Origin of the sequence: Leucobacter tenebrionis, assembly GCF_019884725.1 — a bacterium.
Lineage (GTDB): Bacteria > Actinomycetota > Actinomycetes > Actinomycetales > Microbacteriaceae > Leucobacter > Leucobacter tenebrionis.
Genome location: NZ_CP082322.1, coordinates 2,432,232 through 2,447,877, shown reverse-complemented (window position 1 = coordinate 2,447,877; position 15,646 = coordinate 2,432,232). Strand labels below are relative to the sequence as shown.

General features: G+C 68.1%; 11 protein-coding genes. 6 read left to right on the top strand and 5 right to left on the bottom strand.

The features are described 5' to 3' along the window. Positions 1-7 precede the first annotated feature (7 nt). Together KVY00_RS11210 and KVY00_RS11205 are read right to left on the bottom strand one after the other, a co-directional pair. Positions 8-1,804: an ABC transporter ATP-binding protein gene (locus KVY00_RS11210; protein WP_223043034.1), complete on the bottom strand. Its 1,797-nt coding sequence runs from the start codon at positions 1,802-1,804 to the stop codon at positions 8-10. Between the two features lie 10 nt (positions 1,805-1,814). Next, positions 1,815-2,927 (bottom strand): DegT/DnrJ/EryC1/StrS family aminotransferase, encoded by a 1,113-nt coding sequence (locus tag KVY00_RS11205; RefSeq protein ID WP_223043033.1) that lies wholly within the window; start codon positions 2,925-2,927, stop codon positions 1,815-1,817. A 60-nt stretch (positions 2,928-2,987) separates the two neighbouring features. Here KVY00_RS11205 and KVY00_RS11200 point away from each other — a divergent pair, with 60 nt between their 5' ends. The 6 genes from KVY00_RS11200 to KVY00_RS11175 are packed head-to-tail and all read left to right on the top strand — an operon-like array spanning position 2,988 to position 8,863. Then, entirely contained in the window at positions 2,988-3,683 is a 696-nt protein-coding gene (locus KVY00_RS11200) for a glycosyltransferase family 2 protein (protein ID WP_223043032.1), read from the top strand. 7 nt (positions 3,684-3,690) lie between these two features. Then, the gene (locus KVY00_RS11195; protein ID WP_223043031.1) at positions 3,691-4,065 is read left to right on the top strand and encodes a DUF2304 domain-containing protein; all 375 of its coding nucleotides are present in this window, start codon (positions 3,691-3,693) and stop codon (positions 4,063-4,065) included. Then, the gene (locus tag KVY00_RS11190) at positions 4,065-6,041 is read left to right on the top strand and encodes a DUF6541 family protein (protein WP_317133975.1); all 1,977 of its coding nucleotides are present in this window, start codon (positions 4,065-4,067) and stop codon (positions 6,039-6,041) included. Before KVY00_RS11195 ends, KVY00_RS11190 begins: the two co-directional genes overlap by 1 nt. Before the next feature lie 31 nt (positions 6,042-6,072). Further along, positions 6,073-6,804: a DapH/DapD/GlmU-related protein gene (locus tag KVY00_RS11185; protein ID WP_223043029.1), complete on the top strand. Its 732-nt coding sequence runs from the start codon at positions 6,073-6,075 to the stop codon at positions 6,802-6,804. Between the two features lie 36 nt (positions 6,805-6,840). Next, positions 6,841-7,707 (top strand): ABC transporter permease, encoded by an 867-nt coding sequence (locus KVY00_RS11180; protein WP_223043028.1) that lies wholly within the window; start codon positions 6,841-6,843, stop codon positions 7,705-7,707. Next, on the top strand, positions 7,691-8,863 hold the full coding sequence (locus KVY00_RS11175; protein WP_223043027.1) for an ABC transporter ATP-binding protein: 1,173 nt from the start codon (positions 7,691-7,693) through the stop codon (positions 8,861-8,863). The genes KVY00_RS11180 and KVY00_RS11175 overlap by 17 nt, the downstream gene beginning before the upstream one ends. 68 nt (positions 8,864-8,931) lie before the next feature. Here KVY00_RS11175 and KVY00_RS11170 read toward each other — a convergent pair whose 3' ends face one another. From KVY00_RS11170 to KVY00_RS11160, 3 genes are all read right to left on the bottom strand, one after another. Then, positions 8,932-10,089, bottom strand: a complete 1,158-nt coding sequence (locus KVY00_RS11170; protein ID WP_223043026.1) for a glycosyltransferase — start codon at positions 10,087-10,089, stop codon at positions 8,932-8,934. Beyond that, on the bottom strand, positions 10,086-12,965 hold the full coding sequence (locus tag KVY00_RS11165) for a bifunctional glycosyltransferase/CDP-glycerol:glycerophosphate glycerophosphotransferase (RefSeq protein ID WP_223043025.1): 2,880 nt from the start codon (positions 12,963-12,965) through the stop codon (positions 10,086-10,088). The genes KVY00_RS11170 and KVY00_RS11165 overlap by 4 nt, the downstream gene beginning before the upstream one ends. Positions 12,966-13,057: 92 nt before the next feature. Then, positions 13,058-15,625, bottom strand: a complete 2,568-nt coding sequence (locus KVY00_RS11160; protein ID WP_223043024.1) for a hypothetical protein — start codon at positions 15,623-15,625, stop codon at positions 13,058-13,060. Positions 15,626-15,646: the final 21 nt, after the last annotated feature.

Sequence of the window (15,646 nt, the reverse complement as noted above, 5' to 3'; positions counted from 1 at the left end):
GTTCGCCCTACTGCACCTCGCCCGCGAGACCGGCCAGCGCGACCTGCTCGCCGAACGCGGGGTGCTGGCGCGCGACCTCGGCGAAGGTGCCCTGCGCCACGATGACGCCCTCGTCGAGATAGCAGACGCGGTCGTAGTCCTTGATCGTGGAGAGGCGGTGCGCCACCGAGATGAGCGTCACCTCGCCCTGCAGCTGCTTGATCGACTTCGTCACCTCGTCCTCGGTCTTCGTGTCGAGCGAGCTCGTGGCCTCGTCGAGCACCAGCACGAGCGGGTCGGTGTAGAGCGCGCGGGCGATCCCGAGCCGCTGCTGCTGCCCGCCCGAGAGCGAGACGCCGCGCTCGCCGATGCGCTCGTCGATGCCGTTCGCACGGTCGGCGATGAGCGACCCGAGCTGCGCGCGCTTCAGCGCGTACTCCACGCGGTCGCGATCGATCTCGGCGTCGGTCCAGGTGAGCGCCACGTTCTGCGCGATGCTGCCGTCGAACAGCGCCACTCGCTGCGGCACGTAGCCGACGCGGCCGCGCCACTGCCGCAGCACCGACCGCAGGGGCTCGCCGTCGAGCTCGATGGCGCCCGATGAGGGCTGGCTGAGACCGAGCAGCAGGTCAATGAGGGTCGACTTGCCGGCGCCCGAGGGGCCGACGATGCCGATCGAGCTGCCGAGCGGGATCTCGAGGGACATGCCGCGGATCACGTCGGCGTCGGCGCCCGGGTACCGGAAGCGCACGTCGTCGAGACGCAGCCGCTTCGGGCGTTCCGCGAGCTCGGCGGTGTCGGCCGGCGTCTGCGAGGTCTCCATGTCGCGCTCGGCGGCGATGAGGTCGCCCACGACGTCGTTCGCGCCCGGGATGCTGGCGGTGGCCTGCACGATGCCGCCCTGCAGCCCCGTGATCGCCGGGATGAGGCGCACGCCCGCCACTGCGAACGCGGCCACGGCGGTGAGCGCCGCGGTCATGCCGCCCTGGAAGTACGCGAACCCGCCGATGAGCACGATGCCGCCGATGAGGGCGGCCTCGAACGCGAAACCGGGCAGGATGCCGAGGAACGAGCCGTTGGCGCGCGCCCGGGTGCTGTGGCGGCGGTTGTCGGTCACGAGATCCGCCACCTCGCTCAACCGATTGCGCAGGCTGAGCTCCTTGAGCGCCTCGATCATCTCGGTCATGAGGTTCGCCACGCGGTAGCTGTAGTCGAGGTTCACCTGGCCCGCCTCGAGCGCCTTCCTCGTGACGACGAAGTGCACGAGCAGGGTGACGAGCGACAGGTAGACGAGGGCGATCGCCGAGGTCGCGGGGTTCGAGACCACGAGCGCGCCGAGGGCGAACAGGAAGGTGAAGAGGAAGCTCGGCAGGCGCATGATCGGCAGGATGAAGCCGGCCATGGTGTTCGCGATGCCGGCGTCGGCGATGCGCGTGATCTCGGCGACGGAGCGCTTCGAGCGTTCTTCCCAGCTCGAGCCGATGTACGCGCGGAACAGGCGGTCGCCGATCGCGAGCTCGTACTGCGCGAAGCGCCGCGTCGCGAACCACTGCAGCACGATGTTCAGCACCGACTTCGTCACCATGAGCGCGAGCGAGATGAGCACGAGCACGGGAGCGACCTCGGGCGAGAGGGCGCCGATCACCGGCAGCTTGATCGGTGCTCCCGTGATGGCGGGCTGGATCACGATCATGAGCATCGTGATCCCGATCGCGTCCAGGATCGTGATGACGCTCGTCACCGCCATGTACATGGCGAAGTAGCGCTGCGCGCCCTTCGGGAGGAGCGGGAGGAGCTGCCGGAGGGTGATCCAGATCTGTTTCATGCGGTGAGGATCAGGCGCCGGCGTTCACCACGGCGGTGACGGCCGCGACGATGCGCTCGAGGTCGCCCTCGGTGAGCGAGGGGTGCACGGGCAGCGAGAGCACCTCGCGCGCCGCGCGCTCGGTCTCGGGGAGGTCGAGGCCGGGGGCGAACTTCGTCAGCGAGGGCAGCCGGTGGTTCGGGATCGGATAGTAAACGCCCGATCCGACCCCGTGCTCCTCCTTGAGTGCGACGTGGATGCGGTCGCGCTCACCGGCGTCGAGACGCACGGTGTACTGGTGGTAGACGTGCACGGCCCCCTCGGCGACCTTCGGGGTCTGCACGCCGGCGAGACCGGCGAGACCCTCGTTCAGGGCGGCCGCGTTGCGCTGCCGTTGCGCGGTCCAGCCGTCGACCTTCGTGAGCTGCACGCGCCCGATCGCGGCGTGGATATCGGTCATGCGGGCGTTGAAGCCGATGACCTCGTTCTCGTACTGCTTCTCCATGCCCTGGTTGCGCAGCAGACGCACGTTGCGGGCGAGCTCGCCGTTCGCGCACGACACCATGCCGCCCTCGCCGGACGTCATGTTCTTCGTCGGGTACAGGCTGAACATCGCGAAGTCGCCGATCGTGCCGACCGGGCGACCGCTCCAGGAGGCGCCGTGCGCCTGTGCCGCGTCCTCGTAGATCGCGAGGCCGTGCTCGCGGGCGATCGCCTCGATCCGGTCGACCAGGAACGGGTGACCGTAGAGGTGCACGGGCATGATGCCCTTCGTGCGCGGGGTGATGGCCGCGCGCACCGCTTCGGGGTCGAGGGTGAAGTAGTCGGGCTCGATGTCGACGAACACGGGCGTCGCGCCCGTGAGCGCCACCGAGTTGCCGGTCGCCGCGAACGTGAAGGAGGGCACGATGACCTCGTCGCCGGAGCCGACCCCCGCTGCGAGCAGGCCGAGGTGCTGACCGCTGGTGCCCGAGTTCACCGCGACCACGTCGCGGCCCTCGACGAAGTGATCGGAGAACTCCCGCTCGAACGCGGCCACCTGGGGGCCCTGCGCGATCATGCCCGAGCGCAGCACCCGATCGACTGCCTCTCGCTCCTCGTCGCCGACGATCGGCTTGGCTGCGGGGATGAAGTCCGTCGACATAGAAACACACCTTTCGCGCGCCCCAGAAAGCGCGCTAGTCCTATCTGTCAGAATACATGTATGTCCCTCGAACCTGCGGGTGAGCGCCCCCCTGCCGCCGACACCTGGGTGGTCATTCCGCTGTACAACGAGGCGACCGTGATCGCGGAGGTGGTGCGGGGGCTGCTGCCCCTGTTTCCGCAGGTCGTGTGCATCGACGACGGGTCCCGCGACGGCTCCGGAGCCATCGCCGCCGCCGCGGGCGCGCACCTCGTCACCCACCCGATCAATCTCGGCCAGGGCGCTGCCCTGCAGACGGGTTTCGAGTACGCGCTCGAGCGCGGGGCGCGCTATGTGGTCACGTTCGACGCCGACGGCCAGCACCGCGTCGAAGACGCCGCGGCGATGCTCGAGCGGGCCCGAGCGGAGGATCTGGCGATCGTGTTCGGATCCCGATTCCTCGACGACCGCACCGACCCCGGCGTGCTCAAGAGGATCGTGCTGAAGACCGCCGTCTGGGTGACCAATCTCACGACGCATACGCGCCTCACCGACGCCCACAACGGGCTGCGCGTGATCCGCGACGATGCGCTGCGCATGATCAAGCTGAGGCAGGATCGAATGGCGCACGGCACCGAGATCGTCGTGCAGCTCGGCAAGACCGGCCTGCCCTACGCCGAGCAACCCGTCGAGGTCATCTACAGCGACTACTCGAAGGCCAAGGGCCAGTCGCTGCTCAACTCCGTGAACATCCTCGTGGACCTCATCATCCGTTAGGCGCCCCATGACTCTCTTCCAGCTCCTGCTCATCGTGGCGGTCTTCGTGGCGGCGGCGTTCGCCCTGCGATTCATCCCGGGCGAGCGCTCCCTCGCCCTCAAACGCCTCTTCGCCATCGTCTTCGTCGTCGCGGCTGTCGCCGCGATCCTCTTCCCCGGCATGCTCACGCACGTCGCGCACTTCTTCGGCATCGGTCGCGGCACCGATCTGCTGCTCTACCTCTTCATCGTGGCGCTGATCGCATTCGCGGTCGCGGTCGTACGCGCGAAGGCTCGCACCGACGCCAGGGTCACCGACCTCGCGCGGTCGGTCGCACTCATGGAGGCGCGCATCCGCGAGCAGAACGACCGTCGAGACGGCGACGAGGGCGCCGCCCCGTGATGACCTGGCTCTCGCTCGCCGCCGCGTCCCTGATCGCCGTCGCGATCATCGCCGTGCTCGGAGCCCCGGCGGCGCTCGCGCTCCGCCTGCGCGGGTTCACCGCGGCAGTCGTGGCGATTCCCGCTGGATTCGCCGCCCTCGCGCTCGCCAGCATCGCAGCCCCGTTCGCCGGACTCGGCTGGTCGCTGCTGCCGGCCCTCGGCTGCGCGCTCGCGCTCGCGCTCGTACTGCTCGTGCTGCGCCGGTGGATCGGGCCCGTCCGGGCGGAGCGCGCGCGATCCTTCACGAGGTCCTTCTGGCTGCCGGTCGGAGCGGCCGCCGTCGGCGGAGGCGCGATCGCGCTCTCAGTGCTCGCGGGGCTCGGATCCCCCGGAGCGGTGTCTCAGACATTCGACGCGATCTTCCACCTCAACGAGGTGCGCGACATCCTCGATTCGGGGTCGGCGACGCCGCTGGCCGTGGATCTCATCTCTCCGGGAGCACCGGTCTTCTATCCGACTCTCTGGCACGCCTACGTCGCGCTCGTGGCGCAGCTGAGCGGCGCCACGATCCCCCTCGCGACCAACGGCGCGCTTCTCGCCGTCGCCGCCGTGGTCTGGCCGATCGGCGCCGTCGCCCTCGGACGCGCGATCGCCGGCCCGAGCACGCGGGTGACCGCGATCTCGGGGGCGCTCTCGGCGGCGTTCGCGAACTTCCCGCTGTTCCTCACGGGCTACGGGGTGCTCTACCCCAACCTGCTCTCGCTCGCGCTGCTGCCGTTCCTGTTCGTGGCGGTGCTGCAGCTGCTGAACCTGGGCCCCGCCCGTCGGGCGATGCCGCTGCAGAGCGCGACCCGCTGGTTGCTCCTGCTCGGTGCGCTCGGGGCCGCCGTGCTCGCGCACCCCAGCGCGCTCCACACTCTGCTGGTGTGGGCCGCATTCCCGGTGCTGTTCGCGGCGGTGCGCGCCTGGCGCGGGGGTGCTGTCGCCGGGCCCGGCGGCCAGCGCGCGTCGAGCCGGTTCCCCCGCTGGGCGCGCAGCCTCGGCGCCGCGATCGGGGTGATCGCCTTCGTGGCGCTCGCCGCCGTGGCGTGGATCGCGGGGCGTACGAGCGATAACAAGTGGGAGGGCTTCTACGGACCGAAGCGAGCCGCCCTCGAGATCCTCGGGGGCACGCCCTACCTGGAGGGCCACGCCTGGGCGGTCTCCGCGCTCGTGCTGCTCGGCGCCGCGCTCGCCTGGCGCTTCCGGCCGCTGCGCTGGGCCGTCGGCAGCGCAGCGGCTCTCGCCGCGTTCTACCTCATCGCAGACGGCTTCCCCTCCTCCGACTGGCGCACGCTCTTCCTGAACCCCTGGTACAACGATCCCCGCAGGCTCGCCTCGCTCGTGCCCTTCGGAGCGTTCCCGCTGGCCGTGCTCGGCGCATCGGCCGGGTGGGCCATGCTCAGGCCGGGCCTGCGGCGCCTCGCCGCATCGTTCTCAGCCCGCCCCCGCCGAGCAGCGCGGGGCCTGACAGCCGCAGCCCTCGTCTTCCTCGTCGCACTGGGTCAGGCGGGCAGCGACTCGGCTCTGCGAGAGGTGCAGGTGCGCTACGACGCAGAGAAGGGCACGTCGCTCAGCACCGACGAGCTGCGGCTTCTCGAGCGCCTCCCCTCGGAGGTGCCCGAGGGCGCGCTGATCGCGAACAACCCGCTCAACGGCAGCGCCCTGGCCTACGCGCTGGCCGATCGCCCGGTGTTCTTCCCCCACGCCAACGGCACCTACGATCCGCGCTACTACGAGTTCGTCGGCGCCCTCGTGCCCGACCCCGCAGCCGCCTGCGCGCTCTCGGCCGAGATCGGCGTCGAGTACGTGCTCGACTTCGGCACCGACTACATCTTCGAGAACGATCCGACGCGCGAGGGCCCCTTCGAGCAGATGAAGGGCCTCGAACACTCGCCGATCCTCACCGAGATCGACCGCGAGGGAGAGGCGGCGCTCTACCGGGTCTCCTGCTGAGGAGCGCGGCGCGCGCACTAAGCTCGATGCCATGAGCGATATCAGCCCCCACGCGGTCATCGGCGAGGGCGTCACCCTCGGCAGCAACGTGAAGATCGGGCCGGGGGCCGTCATCCTCGGCCCCTGCACGATCGAGGACGACGTCTGGATCGGGCCGGGGGCCCAGATCGGCGCTCCGCCCGAGATGTCGAGCCTGCCCCAGAACGCCGCCTGGAGCGGCGACCTGCAGCACGCGGGGGTGCGCATCCGATCGGGCGCGGTGATCCGCGAGGGGGCCGTGATCCATCAGGGCACCTACCGGGAGACCACCGTGGGCTCCCGCAGCTGGGTGCTGAATCGCGCTTACCTGGCTCACGACGTGCTCCTGGGCGACGATGCGACCGTCTCGGCCGGCGTCTCGATCGGCGGCCACTGCGTGATCGGGGATCGGGTGAACATCGGCATGAACGCCGTCGTGCACCAGCGCCGCATCATCGCCCCCGGCGCCATGGTCGGCATGGGCACCCCCGTCACCCGCGATGTGCCCCCGTTCGCGAAGGTCTACGGCACGCCGCCCCGCCTCGCGGGCGTGAACGCGGTGGGTCTCGAGCGAGCCGGGCACGATCCCCGCCTGGCCGAGGTGCTGCTCGCGCGCTACCGCTCGGGGGATCTCCTCACCGACGCCGATCCGGGATCGTCGGAGCTCGGAACGCTGAGCGGCATCGCGACCTGGTGGGCCTCCCAAGCCGAACTGCGCCCGGTGGCCACCGCCTTGGCCTCTTGAGCAGACGCCCTGGATGAAGAGGTAAACTTCACGTTCGTGACCCAATACTCAGCGCTCAACGATCCCGAGTTCGACACTCCGGGTAAGAGCAAGGGGCTCATCGATGTATTCCGCCATCGGTATCTGCTGTCGCTGCTCCTCAACAAGGGGATTGCGACGCGATACTACGGCTCGGTGCTCGGCTGGGTCTGGTCGTACATCCGCCCCGGCGCCCAGTTCCTCATGTACTACCTCGTCATCGGGGTCATCATGCAGGCCCACCGCGACATCGCGTTCTTCCCCATCTATCTGTTCGCGGGGATCGTCGCCGTCAACCTGTTCGGGGAGGTGCTGCGCAACACCACGAGCGCCATCGTCGACAACCGCGCCCTCGTGCAGAAGATCTATCTGCCGCGCGAGCTGTTCCCCGTCTCCGCCGTCGGCGTCGCCCTCGTCCACTTCCTCCCGCAGGCGGTGCTGCTGCTCGTGGTGGTGCTGCTGTGCGGTTGGACGGTCAGCTGGCTGCAGGTCCTCGCCTTCATCACCGGCGTCGCGATCATCGTGCTGTTCGCGCTCGGCCTGGGCCTGTTCTTCGGAGCGATCAACGTCGCGTACCGGGATGCGAGGAACTTCGTCGACCTCATCCTCATGTTCTCCACCTGGGCATCCCCGGTGCTGTACTCGTGGACCATGGTGTACGAGCGGGCGCCCTCGTGGCTCTACCACCTGTTCATGGCGAACCCGATGACCACCGCGGTAGAGCTCTTCCACGACGTCTTCTGGCATCCGCTGGCCCCCGACGTGCCGAGGCCCGGCGACCTCCTCATCAACACGTTCATCGGCATCGGCCTGACGATCTTCACGCTCGTGCTCGGCCAGTTCGTATTCCGCAAGCTGGAGGGGTCCTTTGCCCAACGCCTCTGACCACGAAGACAACCGCAAGCCGGCGATCGTCTTCGAAGACGTCTGCAAGTCCTTCAACATCAACCACACGCACTCCTTCAAGGAGTCGTTCGTGGCCTGGTTGAAGCGCAAGCAGCTCAAGACGAGCTTCAACGCGGTCGATCATCTCAGCCTCCAGGTCGCCGAGGGCGAGTCGATCGCGATCATGGGCCGGAACGGCTCGGGCAAGTCGACGACCCTCAAGCTGCTCTCCGGTGTGCTCCGCCCCGATCAGGGCTGGGTGCGCACTCGCGGTCGAATCGCGGGTCTCCTCGAGGTCGGCGCCGGCTTCCATCCCGACCTCTCCGGGCGGCAGAACGTCTACCTGAACGCGGCGATCCTCGGCATGTCGAAGGAGGAGACCGACGAGCGCTTCGAGAGCATCCTCGAGTTCTCCGAGATCGGGGAGTTCATCGACACCGAGGTGAAGCGATACTCGTCGGGCATGTACGCCCGCCTCGGGTTCTCCGTCGCCGTGCACACCGAAGTCGACGTGCTGCTCGTCGACGAGGTGCTCTCGGTCGGCGACGCGCAGTTCAGGCAGAAGTGCGACCAGAAGATGATGGAGATGCGCGAGCAGGGCAAGACGATGTTCATCGTCAGCCACAGCGTCTCCCAGGTGCGCCGCCTCTGCGAGCGGGGCGTCGTGCTCGACCACGGGCGCATCGTGTTCGACGGGCCGATCGAGGAGGCCGTGCTGCACCTCAACGGCGCGGCCGCCGACTCCTCGTCGGCCGACGACGACCGCTTCCCGATCACCGGCGACTTCGCCGAGGTCTACCTCGAGAAGCCCGGCAGGTTCGGCAAGCCCCTGGGCCCGCGGATCGAGACCGACGCCAACGGCGGCGGCTCGTACCAGGAGTTCCAGTGGGGCATCATCACCTCGTACCTCGACGGCGACGAGCGCCGCACCGTCGGCCTCACGAGAGACATCTTCCTCACGTCGTACCTCAAGCACGGCGGTCCGACGGGCCCGTGGGGATACCTCGCCGGCCACCCGTACGGGGGGTGGCTCGAGGACGACAAGCCGCGGATGCTGGACTTCCAGAACGGCACGGCCACCTTCACCCTCGAGGACGGCCTCACCTTCGCTCCTCGAGAGCAGCCGGACGCGCAGCCGGCACCGTCCCTGGGCTGAAGAACGACCCGAGCCCCGGCGTCACCGATCCGGCGCCGGGGCTCGAACGAGTCGCTTCGTGCGGCGGCTCAGCGGTAGACGTTCTCGAACACGCGCTCCCACTGGTCGACCACGCGCTGCACTCCGAAGCGCTCGCTCACATATTCGCGAGCGGCGGCACCGTACTGCCGGCGCAGCTGCGGATCGCGGATCAGCGAGAGAATGCCGTGCGCCAGGGCGCTCACGTCGTTCGCGGGCACCACCACGCCGGTCTCCCCGTCGCGGACGACCTCTTCCACACCGGGGCTGCACGCGTAGGCCACGCTCGGTACGCCGAGCAGCGCGGCCTCGCCGAGCGCCAGCCCGAAACCCTCGTGCCTCGAACTGTTCAGCGAAATGCTGGCGTTCGAGAGCACCTCGGCGGGCCGGTCGGTTGGTCCCATGAGGCGCACGCTGCCATCGAGCCCCGCGTCGACGATCTCCTGCCGCAGTTCGTCCTCGAGCGGACCGCTGCCGTACAGATGGAGCTGCCACTCCGGGGCCTCGCGGTGCACGAGCGCCCAGGCCTTCACCATGTGGTCCACCTGTTTGATGGAGTCGTATCGGCTGAGCGACACCGCGATGGGCGCTTCGAGGGCCGCCATGCTCGCTTCTCCCGGCAGCGTCACCGGGTTGTCGACCGATATCGAGTTGTTGAGGCCGTAGCGCGTGAAGAGCTCGGCGTCCTCCGGAGTCAGGCAGGAGAAGAGATCGTCGTTGCGGTAGGCGTCGAGCGCCCGCCTCCGGTCACCGTCGGCCGTCGCCAGGGAGAACGAGCTGTGGTACTGCCCGATAGTTCTCGGGCGATCCCGGAACTCCAGGTCGCCGAAGGCCGGGGCGAAGCTCTCCCTGGCGAAGATCTGGGTGAAGATCATCAGATCGTCGTGTCCGTAACCGCGAAGGATCTTCCTCGCGCTGCTCCTGACACCGTGCTGGAAACGGCTCTCAGCCCGGTTGAACCGGTTCCTTCCGAAGAAGGAGCCGTAATCGTCAGGGTGCGGCCGAGCCCCGGGCGAGAGCGTCCAGGTGCGGATGGCATCCGAGTAGTAGCCGGCGCGCTCGTCATCGGGGGCCGGCACGACACCGCCGATCTCGACCGAGTATCCGCGCTCGAGCAGTTCCGCCGAGATCGTCGCGCACCAGCGGGAGACGCCCCCGAGGTCGTCGAGCCGGTTCTGGACGAAGATGATGCGCGACGGCTTCCTCATGAGTTCCCTCCGCTCAGCAAGAACTGCACCGCGCGTTCCGAGGCGCGCCCGTCCTCTTCCCCGCAGAACTTCCGCCGGAAATCGAGGAGCTCCGCGGAAGCGGTGTCGGCGCTCAGTCCGGCCCGCACTGCATTGAACATCTCGTCCTCCGTCAGGGTGAAGGCACCGGGGGCATTCGCGGAGAGATCGAAGTACGCCCCGCGGCTCTGAGTCGTGAACTCCTCGTAATCGGGTGCGAAGATCACGATCGGTCTGCCCAGCAGCGCGAAGTCGAACATCACCGAGGAGTAGTCCGTGACGAGCACGTCGGAGATGGCGTACAGCTCCGCAACGTCACCGTAGTCGGAGACGTCGATGCAGCGGCCCTTGAAACGCTCGGGGATCGAGAACCGATTGAGGTAGTGGGAGCGGATGAGCAGGGTGACGTCGTCGCCGAACCGTTCGTCCCACTTCTCGATGTCGAAGTGCAGCTCCTCATCGCGCTTGCCCCGCGTTCCATCGCGGAACGTGGGGGCGTAGAGCACGACCTTGCGATCCGCCCCGATGTCGAGCTTCGCTCGCAGCTCGCGCTTGCGCTCCGCGAGCTGCAGCAGCACGTCGTTGCGCGGGTACCCGCCGCGGATGAGCGGACCGTGGTAGTCGAAGGCGGGGAGGAAGACCTCTTCGAAGTAGTCGCTCGGCGAGACGAGCCCGTCCCAGGCGGCCACCGCCTCGCTCACCCGCTTCTGCTCCTGCTTGGACATGGTGAGCACCAGGTCGAAGCCGATCTTCTTATAGGGAATACCGTGCCAGGTCTGCAGATACCGCTGCTCGTCGCGCTTCACGAAGTAATTGGGCAGCGACTGGTTGTCGACGATGTACTTCGCCCGGGCGAGCATCCAGAGGTATCGGAGCGACCCGCGCTGAACGCGCGGTGCGGAACCGAGTTCGGCATCGAGCCGCGGGTTGCCGTTGACCGCCCAGACCGCGTTGATCTCGGGATTGCTGCGCCTCAGCTGCTCGAACACCGCTCGGGGATTGTCGAAGACCGAAGACCCCATGTTGGCTTCGAACAGCGCCAGGTCGTCCTTGATCGGGAAGCGTCGCATGAGCGGGTAGACGGTATCCCGGTTGAGGGAGGAGTACGGGTTGCGCAGATCGTCCAGTCGAGCGGCCATCCATTTCCGGCCGGGCAGGTACTTGACGGCTCCCTTCGCCGTGCGTCGCACGAAATCGCCCCACGGCGAGATATCCACCTTGAGGAGCGCCATGTCGCGGAACCCGGCCTGGAACGACCAGCGGTCCCGCAGCATCCGCCCCATGAGCGTGCGGTCGACGATGGCCTGCAACTCGCCCTCGAGGCTGGGCGCCATGCGCAGCGGGGCGGAGTTCGTCGATCCGCCCGCGAGCCTCGTATCGACGTAGAACTCGCGGTCGGCCCGCTCCCTCAATGAATTGCGCCGCGGCAGCGGCAGTTCGACGCTCCAGGTGACCTGGTCGCCCGCTGCGACGAGCGGCACGTAATCGGAGAAGGTGGTCCCCTCGCCGAACTTCCGCAGACCGATCCTCAAGGCGCTTCCCGGTAGTTTCAATTTGCCGAGCGGATCGGACGCGATCCCGCGCAGGATGAGCTTGTCGTTCTCGACATTGACCTCGGTGAGCACATACGCGTACGAGATCTGGGTGTGCGCCTGCTCGACGTAGTGGGTCTGGCTGAAATCGCTCAGCGCGGCCGCCATCGGCGAGCCGACGGGGCGCTCGCCCGAGGGACCCGGCCTCCAGAACGCACCGCCCTCGGCCGCGACCACCTCGCCGCCGACGGACCCGTGCCGCCCGACGAGCATGCAGCGTTTGACGGCCTCGATATCCCCCGTGAAGAGGGCCGCGTAGAGCGCCCGCTCACCGAGGTTCAGCTTCTCGACCGTCTCGAGATTGATCTTCTCGACGTACGGCAGCACCGCATGGACGATCGCGGCCGCGCGCTCGTCGTCGTACTTCGGAATGTCGTTCAGGTAGAGGCGCAGATGGTGCTTCAGGATCTTGAGCTCCATCTCCTCGCGCAGTTCGTCGGACACGGCCTCGTATTCCGACTGCGCGATATCGATCGCGAACATGCGGTCTCGGAGATTCTTCTCGTCATCTCTCTGGTTGGTGATCGACTCCCGGGTCTCGGAGGGATACACGTTCCAGAAGTAGATGTACTCGGGGATGACGCTGATCCCCCGAGCGCTGCAGAGGGCCTTCGCGGAGAAGGCGATGTCCTCGTAGTGCATATCCTCGGGGAACCGCAGGCCCGTACGGTCGAAGAACTCGCGCCTGTACAGCTTGTTGGTCGCGGTCGTGTCGTGGATGAGCTCCGGGAAATCGGCGATGCTCTGCAGCAGACGGCGCTCCGTGTACAGCCAGCCGTACCACGGCTCGCGGATCCCCGATCCGTCGAGATACCTCCGCTGCATGAGCCCCGTGACGAGTTCGCTCCCGTCGCGCTCGGCTGCGAGCATCATGTTCTTGCAGGCGTGTCGCTCGAGCTGATCGTCCGAGTCGAGGAACATGAGGTAGCGGCCGCGGGCCTCGCGGATGCCCCGATTACGCGGTCCTCCGCATCCTCCTGAGTTCACTTCGAGGCGGTGGTACGAGATCCGGCTGTCCTCGGCGCACAGAGCGGCCGCGACGGCGGGAGTATCGTCGGTGGAGTGATCGTCGCAGATGAGGATCTCGACGTTCTCGAGCGTCTGGATGCGCACCGATTCGACCGCCGACGGCAGGTGCTCGGCATCGTTGTAGCAGATGATGACCACGGACACATCGGGAACCCGGTCCTCGCCCAGCTCGGGGAGCACGACGGAGCTGTACGGGTTCGCCAACGTCTGCACCTCAGACTCGGCTGCTTCGCTCATACGATGCAAATTCTCCTTCGCATACCCCTGCTGAGCACCGAGAGTTGTTGGTGCTATCAGAACAGGGTACCCGCTCCAGATTCGAAAAAGCCCTAGCCGCGGGGCTCATCCGCAGCCGAGGTTCCGCTCTCGGACCGGGAGTCGGCCGAGGCCTCCTGCTCGGGAGGCGCCGGGGGCTCCTCCTCCCCGCCCTGGGCCGGATCCGCGGCAGCGTTCCCCTGCTCGGGATCGCCGGAGGCATCCGACTGCCCCTGCTCGCCGTCACCCGCGGGCTGCTCGGGATCGGAGGTCCCCTCCTGCTCCGGCTCGGTCGTCCGGCTGTCGGGTTCCTCGGTCCCCGTCGTATCATCGGCGACCGGCGCGTCCGGAAGCCCGCGCCAGGCCACCCTCACGCCCTTCGCGCTCCAGGTGATCGTGCCCTTCTCGAACCGCTGCTGCCAGGTACCGTTCGAGAGCTTGCGCTCCGCGGAGAGGGGGAAGCCGAGAACCCTCGTTCCCCCCTGACGGTTGAACTCGGCGCGGATGCCACCGGCTACCGGCACGACGCGGGTATCGCGGGCGTACACGGTCGCCTTCGTGAACTCCTGGGCCCTGCCCGCGCCCTCGGTCCACGCATTGCCGCGCGGGAAGCCAGCACCCGCGATGGATCCTGAGACGTAGGCGTTGCGAATGGCCCCGGTCACCGCACCGCCCCCTCCCTGGGGAGACCACAGCACGAGCGCGCGCTCGTATTCCTGGCGCCATTCCCCCGTGGGCATACGACGCTCGGGTTTCATCGGGAATCCGACCGCGCGCACACCGCCCGCAGCCCCCAGAGCGTTCCGGATACCGCCCGAAGTGAGCACGAACGGTGTAGCGGGCGACTTGTAGAGCGTGCCCTTCGTGAACTCCTGCTTGATCCCCGCGCCGACCGCCGATTGAGCCCCCGAGGGGAAGCCTAGGACCGACGACCCCTTGGCGTTGTAGTGCTTGAGGATCTGTCCGGTGAGCAGGGCGGATCCCCCCTGGGGAGACCAGGCGACCACCCCGTTGCGGAAGCTCTGACGCCACAGACCGTCGGCCTGCTTCCTCTGCGCTCCCAGCGGGTATCCCTGCTTCGCCGCGCCGCCGAACGCCGCGAGGCCGTTGCGGATGCCGCCGGAGACCACAGTGCCCCCGGCGCCGCTGCGCCAGTAGATGTCGCCCTTGTCGAACGGCTGCCACCACGCGCCGGCGATGTAGCGCTCAGGCGCACGGGCGAACCCGAGAGTCGAGGGCCCCCGCTGCGCCCGGTAGTAGGTGTGGATACCGCCGGTCACCTGCACGCCTCCGGCTCCGCTCGCCCAGGTCATGCTGCCGCGTTCGAAACGCTGGATCCAGCCTCGAGACATCGCGGTCATATTCCCCGTCGGGTATCCGAGCCGGCTGACGCCCTGCTGGGCGCGGTAGGCGCTCTCGATCCCGCCGCTCAGGATCTTGCCGCCGTAGCGGGAGTGCCAGAAGACGGAGCCCCGCTGGAACGACTGGTTCCAGCCCGATCCCTCGCTCTTCTGCAGGGAGCGGGGGAACCCGAGCGATCCGCCGGGTCCGCCCGTGCCGAGATAGGTGGTGCGGATCCCGCCGCTGACGAAGGACGCCCCCGTCGCCGAGTGCCAGTACATCGTCGCGCGCTCGAACTCCTGCCGAATGCCCCCCGCGACCTCCTGCGCGTTGGCCCTGGGCGCTCCGATGACAGCGCTGTTCGCGGAGTACAGTTTCTGCAGGCGAGCATCCACGGCCAGCGCGGGCGACCCGAACCACTGCTTGTAGAAGTTGTAGAAGTTTCGGTTGCCGTAGCTCGAGCAGCTGTCACCCGTGCCCCAACCCGCGTCGAGCGCCGCCTGGTTCGGGCGGTACGGGGTGTAGATGTAGAGCGCGGCGGTGGCCCAGTTCTCGATGTAGACCCGCGACGTGCCGCAGCCGGCGTTCGGATGCCACTGGATCGTGTTGGTCTGGAACGGCTTGTAGCCGTAGCTGTTCGGGAATGCCCGGTAGACCTTGAACTGCCACGCCGCGCGATACACCTGCTGGAAGAAGCCGGTCTGACTCGGGTCGCAGTTCGCCGAGTTGTTCGGTCCCGAATCCGGGCACGCGTACCCCATCGCGACGTCGAACTGCCGCACGGTCGGCCACGTGTCGGTGACGAGGCTCTGCTCCTTCTCGAGCATCACGAGCAGCACCTTCGGGTTGATGCCGCACGCCCTGCCGACCTTGGCGATGACCGTCGCGCCCGATTCCCTGGTGCCTCCCGCGACCGCCTTGCAGTACGAATTCGCAGCACGGGCCTGGTAGCTGAACGAGCTGTTCTTGAGACAGAACCCGGCGACCTTGGTGCTGCCCCACGGGCGGTATGCCTCGCGGCCCGGGTCGCCGATGGTGCAGCGGGGCACCCGCTTGTTCAAGAACGTCTGGATCTGCGCGGCCGTCATGCCGTTGCCGTCGTAGAAGTTGGCGTCCGAGATGATGTGCCCCGGGTTGAAGCCGGTCGACGGGTTGCTCGCCTGAGCCGCCGTCGGCGCCACGAGCGGTGAGAACACCATCGCGAGAGCCGCGATCAGCGCGGTCACGAGCAGCGCCGGCCGTATGGAGAGGAGCCGCCGACGCGTCCCGTCGTCGTTCGTCTCGTTCAGTCCAGTCGACACAGCAGTTCCCCTCGTCGAAGT

What these genes read in the sequence shown, in the direction of transcription:
- KVY00_RS11210 (WP_223043034.1), bottom strand. Translation starts at nt 1,804, where the DNA reads ATGAAACAGATCTGGATCACCCTCCGGCAGCTCCTCCCGCTCCTCCCG.
- KVY00_RS11205 (WP_223043033.1), bottom strand. Translation starts at nt 2,927, where the DNA reads ATGTCGACGGACTTCATCCCCGCAGCCAAGCCGATCGTCGGCGACGAG.
- KVY00_RS11200 (WP_223043032.1), top strand. Translation starts at nt 2,988, where the DNA reads ATGTCCCTCGAACCTGCGGGTGAGCGCCCCCCTGCCGCCGACACCTGG.
- KVY00_RS11195 (WP_223043031.1), top strand. Translation starts at nt 3,691, where the DNA reads ATGACTCTCTTCCAGCTCCTGCTCATCGTGGCGGTCTTCGTGGCGGCG.
- KVY00_RS11190 (WP_317133975.1), top strand. Translation starts at nt 4,065, where the DNA reads ATGACCTGGCTCTCGCTCGCCGCCGCGTCCCTGATCGCCGTCGCGATC.
- KVY00_RS11185 (WP_223043029.1), top strand. Translation starts at nt 6,073, where the DNA reads ATGAGCGATATCAGCCCCCACGCGGTCATCGGCGAGGGCGTCACCCTC.
- KVY00_RS11170 (WP_223043026.1), bottom strand. Translation starts at nt 10,089, where the DNA reads ATGAGGAAGCCGTCGCGCATCATCTTCGTCCAGAACCGGCTCGACGAC.
- KVY00_RS11165 (WP_223043025.1), bottom strand. Translation starts at nt 12,965, where the DNA reads ATGAGCGAAGCAGCCGAGTCTGAGGTGCAGACGTTGGCGAACCCGTAC.